The organism is Streptomyces virginiae, from assembly GCF_040638905.1.
Lineage (GTDB): Bacteria > Actinomycetota > Actinomycetes > Streptomycetales > Streptomycetaceae > Streptomyces > Streptomyces virginiae_B.
The window spans coordinates 141,033-157,261 of record NZ_JBEZYV010000010.1 but is presented as its reverse complement, the minus strand read 5'-3'; the positions used below and the strand labels follow the sequence as shown (position 1 = coordinate 157,261).

Annotated in this window: 13 protein-coding genes; 4 read left to right on the top strand and 9 right to left on the bottom strand. The window is 71.0% G+C overall.

What is annotated here, in order from left to right; genetic code table 11:
• The first annotated feature begins 1,237 nt into the window (after positions 1-1,237).
• Positions 1,238-1,900: a putative T7SS-secreted protein gene (locus AB0F82_RS16850; protein WP_362628346.1), complete on the top strand. Its 663-nt coding sequence runs from the start codon at positions 1,238-1,240 to the stop codon at positions 1,898-1,900.
• Between the two features lie 228 nt (positions 1,901-2,128).
• On the opposite strand, the gene AB0F82_RS16845 is transcribed toward AB0F82_RS16850, so the two are convergent.
• On the bottom strand, positions 2,129-4,393 hold the full coding sequence (locus tag AB0F82_RS16845) for an MMPL family transporter (RefSeq protein ID WP_362628072.1): 2,265 nt from the start codon (positions 4,391-4,393) through the stop codon (positions 2,129-2,131).
• Between the two features lie 175 nt (positions 4,394-4,568).
• Here AB0F82_RS16845 and AB0F82_RS16840 point away from each other — a divergent pair, with 175 nt between their 5' ends.
• Both AB0F82_RS16840 and AB0F82_RS16835 read left to right on the top strand, forming a co-directional pair.
• On the top strand, positions 4,569-5,741 hold the full coding sequence (locus AB0F82_RS16840; RefSeq protein ID WP_362628069.1) for a sensor histidine kinase: 1,173 nt from the start codon (positions 4,569-4,571) through the stop codon (positions 5,739-5,741).
• Positions 5,716-6,378, top strand: a complete 663-nt coding sequence (locus AB0F82_RS16835; protein WP_362628066.1) for a response regulator transcription factor — start codon at positions 5,716-5,718, stop codon at positions 6,376-6,378. Before AB0F82_RS16840 ends, AB0F82_RS16835 begins: the two co-directional genes overlap by 26 nt.
• Positions 6,379-6,585: 207 nt before the next feature.
• Here AB0F82_RS16835 and AB0F82_RS16830 read toward each other — a convergent pair whose 3' ends face one another.
• The 5 genes from AB0F82_RS16830 to AB0F82_RS16805 all read right to left on the bottom strand — a co-directional run bounded on the left by AB0F82_RS16830 (position 6,586) and on the right by AB0F82_RS16805 (position 11,103).
• Positions 6,586-6,813 (bottom strand): hypothetical protein, encoded by a 228-nt coding sequence (locus tag AB0F82_RS16830; RefSeq protein ID WP_362628063.1) that lies wholly within the window; start codon positions 6,811-6,813, stop codon positions 6,586-6,588.
• Between the two features lie 612 nt (positions 6,814-7,425).
• On the bottom strand, positions 7,426-7,764 hold the full coding sequence (locus tag AB0F82_RS16820; RefSeq protein WP_362628060.1) for an STAS domain-containing protein: 339 nt from the start codon (positions 7,762-7,764) through the stop codon (positions 7,426-7,428).
• Positions 7,761-9,035 (bottom strand): PP2C family protein-serine/threonine phosphatase, encoded by a 1,275-nt coding sequence (locus AB0F82_RS16815; protein WP_362628058.1) that lies wholly within the window; start codon positions 9,033-9,035, stop codon positions 7,761-7,763. The genes AB0F82_RS16820 and AB0F82_RS16815 overlap by 4 nt, the downstream gene beginning before the upstream one ends.
• A complete protein-coding gene (locus tag AB0F82_RS16810; RefSeq protein ID WP_362628055.1) occupies positions 9,035-9,838 on the bottom strand; it encodes an alpha/beta fold hydrolase in 804 nt (267 codons plus the stop codon). Before AB0F82_RS16810 ends, AB0F82_RS16815 begins: the two co-directional genes overlap by 1 nt.
• Before the next feature lie 611 nt (positions 9,839-10,449).
• The gene (locus AB0F82_RS16805; RefSeq protein ID WP_362628053.1) at positions 10,450-11,103 is read right to left on the bottom strand and encodes an NADPH-dependent F420 reductase; all 654 of its coding nucleotides are present in this window, start codon (positions 11,101-11,103) and stop codon (positions 10,450-10,452) included.
• Positions 11,104-11,215: 112 nt separating this feature from the next.
• On the opposite strand from AB0F82_RS16805, the gene AB0F82_RS16800 reads away from it, so the two are divergent.
• Positions 11,216-11,602 (top strand): winged helix-turn-helix transcriptional regulator, encoded by a 387-nt coding sequence (locus AB0F82_RS16800; protein WP_362628050.1) that lies wholly within the window; start codon positions 11,216-11,218, stop codon positions 11,600-11,602.
• A 710-nt stretch (positions 11,603-12,312) separates the two neighbouring features.
• Here AB0F82_RS16800 and AB0F82_RS16795 read toward each other — a convergent pair.
• From AB0F82_RS16795 to AB0F82_RS16785, 3 genes are all read right to left on the bottom strand, one after another.
• Positions 12,313-12,678 carry a TetR-like C-terminal domain-containing protein gene (locus AB0F82_RS16795; protein ID WP_436842099.1) on the bottom strand — a complete coding sequence of 122 codons (366 nt, stop codon included), beginning with the start codon at positions 12,676-12,678 and terminating at the stop codon, positions 12,313-12,315.
• Positions 12,679-13,183: 505 nt separating this feature from the next.
• Positions 13,184-15,532, bottom strand: a complete 2,349-nt coding sequence (secD, locus tag AB0F82_RS16790; RefSeq protein WP_362628047.1) for a protein translocase subunit SecD — start codon at positions 15,530-15,532, stop codon at positions 13,184-13,186.
• Between the two features lie 98 nt (positions 15,533-15,630).
• Positions 15,631-16,008 (bottom strand): hypothetical protein, encoded by a 378-nt coding sequence (locus AB0F82_RS16785; protein WP_362628044.1) that lies wholly within the window; start codon positions 16,006-16,008, stop codon positions 15,631-15,633.
• Positions 16,009-16,229: the final 221 nt, after the last annotated feature.

Genomic DNA, 16,229 nt, shown 5'->3' with positions numbered 1-16,229 from the left:
TGGGCACCTGGGCGCCATGATCAATGTCGATGAGTGCGGAGTCACTCAGCTCAACAGCACGTTTATGTCATCAGTCCGTCTGCCGGGCCTCAGACCTGTGCCCAGGCCCGCAGTAGCTCTTCGCGCACGCGCGCCTTGGGGTGCCTTCCAGGCCATGCTCGCGGCCCCACGCCTCCATTGCCCGCAGGTCTGCCGTCCCCGCCGCGAACCGGCCGAGCAGCCCCTGGGAGAGCGCCTCCTCCTCGGCGCTGTAGCCGCCAGCCGCTGCCGAGGAGACCCGGACCCGCTCCGGCCCGCTCCGGGTCTCCAGCCGCAGCGTCATTCTGCCCGCGCCGCGCCCCGCCCCCGCACCTTGCTGCGGGGGGCAGCCGCCACGAGGCGGAGGGCCGCACGGTCCAGACGCGCCTCCACCAGGTCAACCGGAGCCAGGACGGCCCGCAGATCCTCCGGCGGCAGAGGCACCCTCCCCGCTGCTGCCTGCCCTGACTCGTACCGGAGCACCGGCCCGAGTCTAGGCTTCCCGCTGCTGATCGACGGGAATTCTCCGGCTGTTCCCCGCGCAGCGGCCCGTCCTCTTCGCGCACGCGCGCGGTCCGGCAGACCGTGGGGCGGCGCCACCGATCCATCGGGTGTGAACGGTGAGCGGGGAACCAGGGTGGGCCGTGAGGAGAGGCTGATGGCCGGCGACGGTGATCTTGAGGTGTCTCCCACTGCGGTCGCGGCAATTCAGAGCGGCCTGCGGGCGGCTATTGCCGAGCTGCGTGAGTCCGGGGATGCAGCCGGCGCCTCTCAGGGTGCCGGGTTCAGTGACCTGTCGATGACGGGCATGGAGACCGGTCACGCCCAGCTGACGACTGATTTCGACGATTTCTGTGAGTGCTGGGAGTGGGGTGTACGCGCTCTGATCCAGGATGCGTCGACGCTGGCGGAGAATCTGTGGTCGCGGCGGGAACGGTGTGGGAGGAAGACCAGTGCATCGAGGGCTCGTTCAAGATTGCGGCCAACGCGGCCTTGTTCGGCAGTCCGTACGCCAGCGAGTTGACGTCGACGGGGCGCGTCAGGTCTCTGAAGGACCTGCTGAATGATGCCGACGGCGGGGGGGCAGGGCTGATGGGCTGGCGGGACTTTGTTCCGGACTCGGCGGAGGACTGGGTCGAAGACCGGGCCGAGGATGCCGGTGACCTCGTCGAGTGGGGTGGCAACAAGGTAGCTAGCGGGTGCAGCCGACAGAGCAGGCCTGCACGAGGCGGGCAGCCGGGTCCGCGACCAAAGCCGTTCGGTCGCGAACCAGCTCGGTGCTGAGGTGGCCGAGCTAGAGCTGGGCCAGCCGGAGGATCCGAAGAAGCTGGTGTACGGCAGCGTCGCCAAGATCCGCGAGCAAGTCTCTCACCTGACCGACTTCAAGACGTCGTTCGAGGCGGTCGGCAACGGGCTGAAGGGCTTGGGTGAGCCGGACGGGTTGAAGGGCGCGTCGGCGGAAGCCTTCCGGCGGGCTGTGGCCAAGGAGCCTCGAAGCGACGGACGAGGGTGGGCACCGGGGCGTCGGCGCAGTCCGCAGGAGCGGAGTTTGCCCGCGGTCGCGGGGCCGACCTGGTGGAGAGCGGCGACGGGGCGAGGCCGCAGCCACGCCTGCACGTCTCGGGCTTCGAGCGCGGTGTTGGCGCCCTCCGGGTCGAGGCGGCAGCCATCGCGGCGAGCATCCGGTTGGGGGCTACCGCACAGGTGGTCTGCACGCCGTGCAGGGCCGTCGTGCGCAGCGGAGGGCGCCGGTCATCGCCTGCTGCAAGATCGGCGGACTCTGCGATCCGGGTACATCCGGAAGAGGAACAGCTCACCCTCAGGCTCCTCGACGAGCCGCACGTCATCCACCACTGGGCCGAGTTCCTCCTCCCCCGCCTGAACGGCGAGGACAGCGGCCACCCCCAGGACTGCGTCGCGGGGGTGGCCGGCCTCCGCCACCGCCGCGAGGGCGGCGCACCGTCTCCTTCTGCTCGTCGCTCCAGCCGGGGCTGGCGGGCATGTCGCCGCGGTGGGAGAGCCGCTCACCAGGCTTCAACCCGGCCATGGGGTCCACGTTCCAGGGCAGCCCGGCCAGGTGGACGAGAGCGGGCAGGAGTTGAGTCAATGGTCAAACCAGCCGTGGACGCGGGGCCTCACCCGTGGATTCCGCGTCGGGGTCGTCGGTGCCGACCGGGCCGCGGGGAAGCATCCGGTCCAGCCACTTCGGCAGCCACCAGTTGGTCCGGCCGAGGAGTGTCATGGTCGCCGGTACCAGCACCATGCGTACGACCGTGGCGTCGATGAAGATCGCGGTGGCCAGGCCGAGCCCGAACATTTTGGTGGAGGGGTCCTCGGCGACGGCGAAGGACAGGAAGACCGCCACCATGATGAGGGCGGCCGAGGTGATGATCCGGGCGGTGCGCGAGACGCCCTCAACGATCGCCGTGCCGTTGTCGCCGGTGCGCAGGTACTCCTCGCGTATGCGGGAGAGGAGGAACACCTCGTAGTCCATCGACAGGCCGAACAGGATGGCGAAGAGGAACATCGGGATGAACGACACGATCGGAACCGTCGCTTCCAGCCCGATGAGTGCGCCTCCCCAGCCCCACTGGAAGACCGCGACCATGATGCCGTAGGCCGCGCCGATGCTCAGCAGATTCAGCAGTACCGCCTTGAGCGGTACGAGTATCGAGCGGAAGACCAGCATCAGCAGCAGGAACGACATTGCCAGCACGGCGGCGACGAACACCGGCAGGCGTTGGCTGGTGCGTTGGCCCACATCGGACAGGCTCGCGGCGGCGCCGCCGACGTGGGCCCTGGCCGGGCCGTGCCCGATCGCCGTGGGCAGCACGTCGGTGCGCAGCCGGGCGATGGTGTCGGCCGTGGCCTTGTCCTGAGGGCTGGTGGTCGGGAACACCACGAGGGTCGCGATGCCGGTGGCCCGATCGATGTGCGTCGGCGCGACGGATGCGATGCCCGGATCCGCCGCGACCGCCCCGACGAGTCGGTCCAGCACTCCCGGATCACCGGTGGGGTCCGCGGCGATGACGAGGGGACCGTTCGTGCCCGGGCCGAACCCCTCGGCGACGAGGTCGTAGGCCCGGCGCTCGGTACGGCTGTGGGGCAGTGAGCCGTCGTCGGGCAGGCCGACGCGCAGGCCGAGCACGGGCAGCGTCGCGGTCAGCAGCAGCCCCGCCGCGCCGACCGCGTACGGCACCGGGTGCCGGCTGACGTGCCCGATCCAGCGACGCCACCCGGCGGCGTGGGCGGCACCTGCCGTCTGGTCCCGCAGCCGTGCGAGTCGGCCCAGCTTCCTGGTCTGCAGAGCCCGGCCGATCCGGCCGACCCGGGCCAGGCGTGGGCCGGCGGCGCCGAGGAAGGCCGGCAGCAGCGTCACCGACGCGAGCACCATGGTCAGGACGACGATCGAGACGGCAAGCCCGCCCACCGTCATGAACGGCACGTTCGCGACAGCCATGCCGAGGATCGACACGACGACGGTTCCGCCGGCGAAGACCACCGGCCGCCCCGCCGTGGCCACCGCTCGTCCGGCCGCCTCGTGCGGATCGAGCCCGCGCGCGAGGTACTCCCGGTGCCTGGCGAGCACGAACAGCGCATAGTCGATGCCCACTCCGAGTCCGACCATGCTGCCCAGGACCGGTGCGAAGGTGGGGACGTCCGTGACCCCCGCCAGTACCGTCATCGTGGCGACCCCGACGGTCAGTCCGAAGACCGCCATGCCGATCGGCAGCGCGGCGGCGACGAGCGAACCGAACGCCAGGAACAGGATCGCGGCCGCGGCGAGGAGGCCGATCAGCTCGCTCGCGCCGCCGTCGGGGTCGGAGAAGGCATAGAAGAGGTTCCCGCCCATCTCGATGCGCAGGGGCTGTTCGGCGCGCAGCCGGTCGCCGAGATCGACGAGGGCGTCGAGGTCTTCGGCCGACAGCCGGCTCTGGTCGGGGTACTGCACCCGGACGACCGCGATCCGCCCGTCGGCCGAGACGAGGCCGCCGCGCACGGCGGTGTCCCCGCCTGCGTCGAGTGCCCCCGCCGGGTCGCTCGTGCCGAGCACGTGCGGCAGCCGCTTCACCTCGGTCTGCAGCCGCGTGAGAGCGGTGCGCGCGCTGTCGTGGTCGAAGAACGTCGCAGCGCCGTCGAGGGGGGTGACGACCACTTGGGCGGTCATCCCCTCCTGGCCGGTGCCGGCCCGCTCGATCAGTTCCGCGGCCCGCTGGGAGTCCAGTCCCGGAGCGGTCATCGAGTCAGCGGTCCGCCCGCCGAAGGCGACTGCGGCGAGGACGGCGAGCGTGGCGGCGATCAGCCATGCCGCGATCACCCGCCAGGGATGGCGGGCGGCGCTTGCGCCCAGGCGCAACAGGGCTTTCGAGAGCATCGGGTCCTCCAACCACCTCGTCGGCCGTCCTTGTACGGCCGCCGATGCCGAGGCTCGTCGCCATGGCGCTCCGCGGCATCGGCCCGCGGGCCGCGGATCCGTCGGCCTTGGGGCGGAGTGACGACCCGTCCTTTCGGCCGATGCGCGGCACGCCGCGGTCCCTAGGCTGGGAACCGTGCTCCGAGACGACCTGCGAACCCTGTGGACCGAACCCCGGCCGCCCGACGCGCCCACCCGGGTGCGGCGGGACTGGGCGCTGCTCGCCGCGGGCCTTGCCGGTGTGGCGCTGGAGGCCACCCTGCGCGAGGACGTCGTGTGGCGGCCGGTGGCGGTGGTGTTCGCCGTATGGCTGTGCCTGCTGCCCCTGTGGCGCCGGACCCGCCCGCTGGCGATGGTGACGCTGGCGTTCGGCTCGGTGATCCTGCTTCCGGTGGCCTCGCTCGTCGCCGCACCGCGCGAGCCCGTCGGCCTGTACACCGGCGCGGTCGTGCTCGTGCTGGTGTACGCGCTGCCCCGGTGGGGATCGGGACGGGAGATCGTGCTGGGCGGCGCGGTGATCCTCGCGACCGGCGCGCTGTGTGTCGTCACGGACGAGACCCCGGTCGTCGAAAAGATCGTGGGCCTCGTCTTCCTGATGCTGCCCGGCGTGGTCGGGGCTGCCGTGCGGTTCCGGGTGACCGCTCGCGAGCGGCAGTTGGAGCAGGTGCGCTCCCGCGAGCGCGAGCAGCTCGCCCGGGAACTGCACGACACGGTGGCCCACCACGTGTCGGCCATGGTGATCATCGCCCAGGCGGGCCGGGTGCTCGCGGGCACCGACCCTTCCGCCGCCGTCGAGGCGCTGGAGGGGGTCGAGGAGGAAGGGGCGCGCACGCTGGAGGAAATGCGCGCCATGGTCGCCGCGCTGCGCGCCCGCGGGGTCGGCGCCGAGCTGGCGCCCCCTGCCGGAGTCGCGGATCTGGAGCGCTTGGTGCGCACCCCGGGTGGTCGCCTCAGGGTCGATCTGGGGCTCGACGGCGAACTGGACGCGCTGCCCCCGGCCGTGGACGCGGCCGTCTACCGGATCGTGCAGGAGTCGGTGACCAACGCGCTGCGCCATGCGGTCGACGCGACCGAGCTCGTCGTTCGGGTCGCCGCGGAACGGCACACGGTACGGGTGAGCGTGCGCGACAACGGCCGGCGCACCGGCCGTGGTCGCGACGGATACGGACTTACCGGACTGCGCGAGCGCGCGACCCTGCTCGGCGGCATACTACGAGCCGGCCCGGGAACCGACCGGGGCTGGCATGTCGAAGCCGAACTGCCGAGAGCGAGGAGCGAGAGCGGTGTCCATTCGCGTCCTCGTCGCTGACGACCAGACGATCATCCGCACCGGGTTGCGGATCATGCTGAACGCCCAGCCCGGCATCGAGGTGGTCGACGAGGCCGCCGACGGGCGGGAAGCGGTACGTCTGGCCCGCGAACTACGCCCCGACGTCTGCCTGTTCGACATCCGTATGCCCGTACTCGACGGGCTCGAGGCCACCCGGCTGGTCGCCGGCCCGGGCGTCGCCGACCCGCTGGCCGTGGTCGTCATCACCACGTTCGACCTCGACGAGTACGTCTACGGCTCACTGCGTGCCGGCGCCCGCGGATTCCTCCTCAAGGACACGGGACCGGACCTTCTGGCGCAGGCCGTACGGTCGGCGTCCGACGGTGAGGCGCTCATCGCGCCCAGCGTCACCGTCCGTCTGCTCCAGGCATTCGCGGACCTGCCCGCCGGCCGGCCCGTGGCCCAGCCGGTCTCCCCCGTCACCGCCCGCGAGGAGCAGGTGCTCCTCGCCGTCGCTCGCGGGCTGACCAACACCGAGATCGCCGATGCACTGCACATCAGCCTCAGCACGGTGAAGACGCATCTGGCCAGCCTGATGGCCAAACTCGGCGCCCGCAACCGGGTCGAGATCGCGATGTGGGCCTACGAAACGCGCCGTATCCTCCCCGCAACCTGAGCCGGGTGCCGGGCCATGTCCCACGAATCCCCGCCCGGGCATCGGTGCACCGGTCGGCTCACGTCGGCTCCACGTGCCTCACCCGCCCCAGAGCGAGACGTACCAGGAGGCCGGAACTGGAACGGTGAGACACCCGATACGACAAGACTCCCGACAGCTACGTCGCCAGTCTCCACCTGCACGCCTCGATGATCTGGATCAAAGACCTCACCAGGACCACCGAATGATCACGACTCGATACGCGCCCGCGTCGAAGTCGTCGACCTTGAAGCATGGACGCATGGAGCCGGGCCGGTTCGCCTTGCCGTCGGTGCGCTCGCCCACCGGGTCCGTGAACTGGATCAGGTCGATGCCGCGCCCGTCGATGTTGATCGACGCGTACCGCAGCTTCGCGACCGGCAGCCCCTGTGAACGGCCGAACGGCCCGCTGCTCATGGTTCCCTCGGCAACGGGCTCCCGCCCGGTCAGGGCCGAGTAGAACGCAATGGAGGCGTCGAGGTCGGAGACCGAGATCCGACGTGGGCGCCTCGCGTGAGGTACATCGGCGTGTCGGCGACAGGCATGAAGCGAGTCCTCTCGTGCGGTGAAACTCGAATGCCGTGACAGAGGTGGGCGTCGCGGTCGAACCCTGGTGGCCTGCCGCCCCGTCGGCCTCGGCGTTTGCGGGTGGCGATCTGGTCGGCGGGTTGTGGGATCACGGTGCGGACGCCACGACGGCGAAGGTGCTGGCGGATGGCGCGGGAGGAATACGCCTCATGGGAGGCGAAGGCCGGCGGGAGTTGGCCTTCGGGGGCGCCTGTGGGGAAGATCGTTCGACTGAAGCCCTCCAGGGCCCTCAGCCGCGAGGCGACCGCCCCTCCCGCCCCCACACCTGGACCGTCCCGCCCGGCCCCCCGCCGGTCTGGGCGCCGCCCCGACTACCGGCCCCTCCCACGCAGGTCAGAAGGCGACGGGTACGCGCAGGCCGACGGCCACGGCCGCGCGGCGGCACCCCGCGCGGACGGCAGCCGGCTCGGCCCGCCGCGCACAAGGGCGCCTGCCTTACTGTCAGGCCCCGGTTGCGGACTCGGTGTCGGGATGGAGCGGGAACACCTGGTCCAGTCCGACGACGCCCAGGACGCGCCGCGTGTTGGCCGGGACCGCGGCGAGTGCGATGTCGACTCCGGCCGACTGGGCGTGGTTGCGGGCGGCGATCAGGGCGCAAATGCCGCTGGAGTCGCAGAACTCCATGCGTGCCAGCTCCAGGACGAGGCGCTGGCCCCGCTCCAGGGGGAGGGTTTGGAGGAGGTCGCGCAGGGCTGCGGAGGTGTCGTAGTCGAGTTCCCCGATGACTTCTACGACCGGGCCTTTCGGGGTGTCTCGGACGGTGAGATCCAGTGGGCTCATACCGGCTCCAAAGGGGCGGGGACGCCGAGTGCGAGGAGGGCGGTGTCGTCGTCGAGGCCGTCGCCGAGGCCGTCCAGCAGGCCGGTCAGTGCCTCCATGACCGCATGCGGGGACCGGCCGGCGTGAGTGCTGGCGAAGGCGCGCAGGGCTTCGTCTCCGTACAGGTCGGTGCGTCCTTGCCCGGTGCGGGCTTCGGTGAGGCCGTCGGTGTAGAGCAGAAGGGTGTCGCCGCGCCCCAGGGTGGCGGTGGCAGGGGTGAAGGGCGCGGTGGGCAGGATGCCGACGAGGAGGCCGCCGGGGGTGGGTAGGAAGTCGGCTGTGCCGTCGGCGCGCAGGACCAGGGCCGGCGGGTGGCCGCCCGAGGCCAGGTGGACCGTGACCTTCCCGGTCACCGGGTCGGGTTCGAGGGTGCCGAAGATGGCGGTGCAGTAGCGGGGGTCGCCGCTGCTGTAGCGCTCGTGCAGGACTTTGTTCAGGGTGGTGAGGGCGGAGACGGGGTCGGGGTCGTGCAGGGCCGCGGCCCGCAGGGTGTAGCGGGTTAGTGAGGTCACTGCCGCGGCCTGGGGGCCCTTGCCGCACACGTCGCCCAGGAAAAAGCCGAAACGCTTCGCGTCGACGGGGAAAATGTCGTAGAAGTCGCCTCCGAGCCGGTCGGGCGAGGCGGTGCGGTAGTGCGCGGCGCTCTCCATGCCGGGTATGGGCGGCAGGGTGTCGGGCAGCAGCGACGACTGCAGCACTGCGAGGGCGTCCTGGAGACGGGCCCGGTCGGCTTCGGCCTGACGGTGTGCTTCCTCGGCGGCTTTGCGGGCCCGCAGGAGTTCTTCTTCGTAGGCGCGGCGGTCGCGGGCGTCGAAGAGGGTGGTGCGGATCAGCAGCGGCTCACCCGTGGCCCCCTGCTTGACCACGGAGGAGACCAGCACCGGTATCCGGACGCCGTCTGCCTTTCTGATCTCCAGGGCGATGCCGCCGATCTCGCCCTGCATGCGCAGCAGGGGCGCGAAGTGCGTCTCGTGGTAGAGCCTGCCGCCCACGGTCAACAGATCGGTGAACCGCATTCGGCCCACCACCGCCTCCCGTTCCAGACCCAGCCAGTCCAGCAGTGTCGTGTTGATTTTCGCGATGGTGCCGTCCATCAGCGTGGACAGATAGCCGCACGGTGCGCGCTCGTACAGCTCCTCCGCGCTGTCCTCCAGCAGCGCGGCGAAGGCCGCATCCGAGGTCTTCTCGTCGTCGGCGTCGTATGGGTCGGGGTGCTGACCGGTGCGGCACATCACCGCAGGCCGGCCAGGAAGCCGGTGATCGCCTGGTTGGTGGCTTCGGGGGCGGACATGTGCGGGCAGTGCCCGGTCGCATCCAGGGTGATCAGTATCGAGCCGGGGATCGCCTGGTGCACGAAGGCGCCGACCTCGCGCGGGGCGATGGCGTCCTGGGTGCAGTCCAGCACCAGCGTCGGCACGCTCACCTTCTTGAGGTCGTCCCTCGAGTCGGACAGGAAGGTGGTGCGGGCGAAGACGCGTGCCATCGCCGGGTCGGTGGCGCAGAAGCTGTTGGTCAGCTCCTCACCGAGTTCGGGCCGCTCGGCGTTCCCCATGATCACCGGCGCCATCGCCGCGGACCAGCCCAGGTAGTTCGACTCCAGGGAATCGAGCAGCTCCTCGATGTCCTCGGCGGAGAAGCCGCCCCGGTATGCCCCGTCGTCGATGTACCGGGGAGAGGGCGCCACCATCACCAGCGCCCCGATCCGCTCCGGAGCCATCCCCGCGGCCAGCACACCGATCATCGCGGAGACCGAATGCCCCACGAACACCGCACCTCGAAGGTCGAGCGCGTCACATACGTCCACCACGTCCTGGGCGTAACCGGCGAGGGATGCATAGCGGGTCTCAGAGAACGCGGAGAGATCGGAGCGGCCCGAGCCCACGTAGTCGAACAAAACCACCCGGTAGTCCTCTACCAGGGCGGGGACGGTGAGGCGCCACATGTTCTGGTCGCAGCCGAACCCGTGCGCCAGGACGACCGTCGGGCCATGGGGATTGCCAGTGACCGTGACATTGTTTCTGCGCTGGATATCCATACCCCGCAGTCTCTCAGGCCTTACCCATCACTCTTGCAAGCCCCCGGAGCACCCCACACACCCCACCCCACGCCTTCACAGGTCACTGAGCCAGCTTTGAGGGAGCCGACCAACCGTTGCCGGCGCGATCGGGCCCAGGGGATGAAGGTCGATTGGCTTCGGCGGGCTCCCTCCGGATGCGGTGTCGGCGGCCGTCCCCCTCCAGGCGGCCGCCGACACCTTGACACCGGTCAGTGGTGGCGTCGACCCCAGGTCTCCTGTGGAGGCGGGCCTTGGCGGCTGCGGCTGCGGCTTCGGTGATGTCGAGTCGGGTCGAGTCGGGTCGGGTCGGTGACGAACATGGTGCCCAGCTCCGTGACGGTTGGGGGACGATGTAGCTGCCCCCTGCTCCGGTTGAGAGCGGGCTGGGCTGGCCTGGGGCCGGCAGCGTCGTTCGCAGCCGTTGGTGCCGCCCGTCGCGGGGGTCAGAGGGTCTTGGCCGGGGACGTTGATGTGTAGAGGCCTCACACATCAACATGCGCGAACCGCGCTCGCGCAGACTGTCCCGCCCTCACCGGCCCCCGGCCAGGGCTCCGCGGAGCCTGCCGGCCCTCACCGGCCCTCAGCGGCCCTCAGCGGCCCTCAGCGGCCCTCGGGGGCTCCGGGAAGGCCACGGCGGGCGAGCCGCCCGCCCACCACACGCCGATCACGAACGCGGCCGTGGCCTCCACGTATGCCGCCCGGTCCAGGCCGCCCGCCGGCATCGGGCTCCACCCCATGGCGCTGATCAGCTCCGTGACATGCTTGGCAGCCCCCGGGTCGTCCGCGCAGAACGGCACCGCAGGCGGGGTCGCGCCAAAGGCGGCCGCCGGGTGCTCCCAGATGCTCGCGTGGGCCAGGTTGAAGGCCTTCACCACGTGTGCGCCTGGCGCCGCCTCCTCGATCAGGCTGGCCACGCTCTCCCCGGCGCCGGTCGTCAGCATCACCCCGCTGGGCCCAGGGGCCAGGGGGTTCGTGCAGTCCACGACCGTCCGCCCAGCCAGTGCCCTGGCGTGCTCCCGGGCCAGCGCCGGCGCCGCCCCGGCCGGTACGGCGAGCAGTACCACCTCCTCCCCATACCCCACCGCCTGCGCGGGCGTCCCGTGTCCGGCCGCCCCGATCCGCCCGGCGAGCGCCTCGGCAGCGGCCGCGTCCCGCCCGCCGATGAACACCTCGTGCCCGGCCCGCGCCCACGCGCCGCCCAGTGCCGCCGCCATGTCCCCCGTACCCAGTACGCCTATGCGCATCGTCGTGTTCCCTCTCGTCCTGTCTCGTCCTGCTCGTTCCGTTCTGTGGGATGACGCTACGGACGCCGACGCGCACCGTTCGGTGTCCATCGGCGGAGGCAGAATGGGCGGCATGGAGAAGCTGACCGATCCGGCCGCGGACCTGCCGGACCTCGCGTACACGGCGGACTGTCGGGCGCGCGTCGCCTTCGAGGTGCTGGCAAACCGCTGGGACAGCGTCGTGGTCTTTACGCTCGGGGTGACCGGCCCGATGCGGCCGCGCGCGCTGGTGGCGCGGATCGGCGGGATCAGCCCGAAAGTTCTGAACGAGGCGCTGCGACGGCTGGAGTACAACGGCCTCGTCGAACGCCACGCGTACGCCGAGGCCCCGCCGCGCGTGGACTACGCCCTGACCGAGGCCGGCACGGCGTTACTCACGCCGATGCGGGCGATGGGCGCGTGGGCCGCGCGATACGCCGACGACGTGCTCGACGCGCAGGACCGGTACGAGACCCGCTGAGCGTAGTACGGGGAGTGGTCCGTGACGGCGGCCGGCCTTGCCCTGCCTGTCGCCTACCCCCAGGACGCCTCCGGGCCCCTGCCCCGTCCGCGCACGCGCCCACAGCCCCAACAAGGCGAACCTTGCGTGCGTACCACCGAAGTGTCCCCACGCAGCGGGCCACGGCCGACAGCGCGAACACCGTGGTCAACCGTGCGTCATCCAAAACAAGACGGGGCGCTGCGCCGTCGCCGGCGAGAGCCAGCACCGCATCCTGGACGGCCTCCTCCATGGGGATGCCCTTCAGCCATGCGAGCCCTGCCGGCCGCGTACGGGGAGGAGGCAACCATGGAGCGTCTTGACCGCATCCGGGCGTTGGTCGACCGGCCCTGAGCTGCACGGTCCGCCTACGGGCTCGCTGGCGCGCCGGCGCGGCTGCGGTACAGGGCGCTTCCTCGACCGAGGAACGCCACAGCTACCGCCGTGCAGTGCCTGAGCATGCCGAATTTGCCCGTAATCCTGGCCAGCATGACGTTCTCGTCCTGGGAGATGGCTTCCCGAGCGAGGAAGACAAGGGCACCGGAGAGGTCTCCGTGGGCGAGGGAGCTGCACCCGCTCCACAGAGCCTCCGCATTTTCCCGTGGGGCCCCATATGGTCTCCGGCCTCCTGGACGATCGCGGTGTCGTCGGGGTCTTTGAGGATCGCCTTGGGCAGCAGAAGCCCGCTCGGCCTAGTCAGTGAGAGAGCCCGGATACCGGCCCTGATCATGTCGCTGAGCGAGTTCGGCTTGGTGAAGACTGCGGAACACCTCCGCGGTCGCCCATCCGCGCAGCGTGGCGTGAATCGACGAGCGGAATGCGGCCTCGGCCGTAGCGGCGTCGAGCGCCCCGGCCAGTTCCAGAGTCACGAGCCCGTGCATGGTCGCCCAGATCGACAGAGCGATCGCCGTTGCGTCGCCAGTGAAGACGGACGCCGTCAAGGCGCGATCGATTGCCGCGAGGAGCGGACGGATCGGGTCACTGGCACCGACGTCCCCCGTCGGGTCGAAGGACTGCACACCACCGAACAGCACCGTGTACAGGTGCGTCCAGAACATCCTGCGCGAGGAGAAATGGCAGAAGCGGCTCACCGACGCGGACCGGCGGGCCCTGTCCCCGCTGTTCTGGATCCACGTGAACCCCTACGGCCGGTTCGAGCTGGACATGAACTCCCACCTCAACCTCGCGCCGGCCGCGTCCATGGTGCCCGTCCTCGTGCCGCACCCGATGCGCAGGACGTCGCCGAGGAGGCCGCGGTCACCTCTCCCTGACTGGAGCCGTTCCCACTGCCAGACCCGCGCGCTCGATGGCGGCGGACACGGTCTCCATCAGGTTGTCCGACCGGCCCGCGGCGGCGTTCGGCGACAGCCCAAGGTCGTCGCCGGCGAAGATGAGGACGCAGCGGGTGCAGGAACGGCGCGCTCGGACGGGGTGAGCGCGCGCTCAGCAGGCCCTCTACCGACCGGGCCTCCACGGAGCGTGGCCGCGGTTGTCGGAGCTCCGTGGAGGCCCGGTCGGCGTGTGATGGAGGCTGCCCTCGGCTTCAGGACCGTCCTCGCGGGCTCAGACGACCGCCCCCGTCCCCCTCTCCTTCTTCCTCCGCGCCTCCAACGGGTAGTACCCGTCAGGGACTTCCTTCGCGGCGCGGCGGCCCCGTGCCGGTGGGGGTGTCGCGTTGCGGTGTTCCAGGGCGATCGCGATCGGGACCGCGGTGAAGATGGTCGAGGCGATGCCGACCAGGACGCCCGCGATCAGCGCCACGGAGAAGTCCGCCAGCGAGTCGCCGCCCAGTACCGCCAGTGCGGTCAGGATGAACAGGGCTCCCATGCCCGTGTTCACCGTGCGCGGGAGTGTTTGGACCACCGCGTGGTTGGCCGTTTTCTCCAGGTTGCCTCGTGGGTCTCGGCGGCGTGCTTCGCGGACGCGGTCGAAGACGACCACCGTGTCGTTCACGGAGTAGCCGATCACCGTGAGCAGCGCCGCCAGGAAGACGCTGTCCACCGGCCTGCCCAGCCAAGCGAACAGGCCCACCACGAGGAGGACGTCGTGGACCATCGCAGAGACTGCCGCTGCCGCCAGGGTCCAGCGGAACCGCACGCTGAGGTAGATCAGTTGGGCGGCCACCGCGATGCCCAGGGCCAAGAGCGCCTTGTGGCGCAGTTCGCTGCCGAGGCTCGGGCCGATCTGTTCGTCACGCTCCACCGTGACGGTTCCGCCGGGCTTCTCCAAGGCCGCCTTGACGCGCTGCTGTTCGTCGTCGGTGAGCTTCTCCGTGCGTACGGTGATGTCGCCGTCGCCGGACTCCTGCACCACCGCGCGCGGGAACCCCGCGTCGGACACGGCGTTCCGGGCCGTGTCCGCGTCGACGGACCTGCTGGTGCCGTACTCGACGAGGCGGCCGCCGGTGAATTCCACGCCGAAGTCCAGGCCGCGGATGAAGATTCCTGCGACGGCCACCGCCACCAGGAGTGCGCTCGCGCCGAGCCAGCGGTGACGGTGGCGGACCAGGTTCGGGTTGCGGCGGGACAGCCATGTGCGGACTCGGCTCGTCGAGGCGATGCCCGTCAGACCGGGGCGCTTGCGTACGAAGCTGCGGGCGACGGCGAAGTCCGCGAGCGCGCGGGTGATCACGAGCGCCGTGAGCATGGATGCCAGGACGCCGATGCACAGGGTGACCCCGAAGCCCTTGGCCGGGCCCGTGGCGAAGAAGAACAGCAATCCCGCGACGAGCAGCGTCGTCACGTTCGAGTCGATCACCGCGCTCCATGCCTTCGCGAAGCCGGTCCTCACCGGCTTCGCCAAGTCCTTGGAACGGACGCCCAGGTACTCCTCCCTGGCCCGTTCGAAGACCAGGACGTTCGCGTCCACCGCCATGCCGATCGCCAGGACGAACCCGGCGAGCCCCGGCAGTGTAAGCGTCGCGCCGAGCGCCACCAGAGCGGCGTACGAGATGAGGCCGTACAGCGCGAGGGCCAAGGCGGCGAGCGCGCCAAGGAGCCGGTAGACGACGGTGATGAACAGTGCGGTCAGGGCGATGCCGATGAGCGCGGCCTTGGTGCTCGCCTCGATTGCGTCGGCGCCGAGCGTCGGGCCGACCGTGCGCTGCTCCACGACGTCGAGGGGCACCGGCAGCGCGCCGCCCTTCACGAGCGCCGCCAGGTCGCGCGCCTCGGCCCGGCCGAAGTCGCCGCTGATCTGCGTGGAGCCGCCGATGATACCGGTCCCGCACACCACGTTCGCGTTGACGCCGGGCGCCGAGATGATCTTGTTGTCGAGGGTGATGACGACGCGGCGTTCCGGAGCGCCCTGAGGCGCGCAGGCCGCGTCCGAGGTGATTTTCGCCCAGGTGTCGCCCGCGCCCTTGCCGAAGTCGAGGGAGACCGTCCAGCCGTTGAGCGACTGCTGGTCCAGGACCGCCTCGGCGTCCTTGACCCCCTCGCCCGTGAAGGCGGTGGGGCCCAGCTTCAGGTGGTTGCCCGGCTGGTCCGGGTCGGGCAGAGTGCGCGATCCGTCGGCCTCGGGGTTCGCGGAGCCCTTGTCGGCCGTTGCCCCCGTCACCGGGTGGACCGTGAGCTGTGCGGTGCGGCCGATGACCTCGGCGGCCTTGCGTGGGTCCTGCACTCCGGGCAGTTCGACGATGATCCGTTTCTCGCCGGAACGGGCGATGCCTGGTTCGGAGACGCCGAGGGCGTCGACGCGCTGCCTGAGGACCTCCAGAGCGCGGTCGGTGGATGCGGCGTCGGCCTTGACGGTGGGTGAGTCCCGGGTCTCCAGGACGATCTGGGTGCCGCCGCGCAGATCGAGGCCGAGGCGGACGGATTGGGTGAGGGCGATGTAGAGGGACAGCGCGACGGCTGCCAGCGCCACGATCGCCCTCCACAAGGGTGGGCGGGACAAGGGTGCGCGAGACATGCGTACTCCACGATGAGGGCAGGACGGAGGGACGCGTGACCGGCCCGCGCGGTGTGCGCCGGGTCAGAAGGGTCAGGCGTCGATGACGGTCCGCGTGCTCATCGGTGGGGCGGGCCGCGCGGGGCGGCGGACTCGGCCGGCCTGCGCGGCGGCGCGAGTGCGGTGGCGGGGCCCGTGTCGGGCCCGCCCAGGGCGCGGCGCGGTGCCGTGTCGACGGCCGTACGCGCGGGGCCCGCAGGCTGCGGGCCCGGGATGTGGGCATCAGGTCGGTGCGTGACCGCGACATACAGCGCCGGGGCGTCGTCCGGTCCTGCCCCTTGTCCGGCGTGCCCCGCCACCGTGTGGTGGGCGAGCGGCCTGTCGGCGGGCATGGGCATGCCCTGCGCCCCGGCGACCGGGACGAACAGCGCGAGGACGGTGACGACGAGGGTCAGCGCGGACGCGGCCAGGCGCGCGGAGCGGCTCTGTTGCGGCACGCGTCCCCCCACCCGTTCGGTGCTCGTCGGGTGCGCACGGCGTGGCCCCGCCCTGTCCAACGTATGGGGCGCCCCGGTCCGTTCCATGTTCCTCGGCAGTTCTTCGGAAGCCGAAGAACTTCAGCAACAGCGCGAAACCCAGCCGGTTCGCCGCCACCGACTTTGATCCGAAGCCGCTCCTGGTCCTCCTCCAAACAGCGTCCAGACCTCGATCGAGTCCT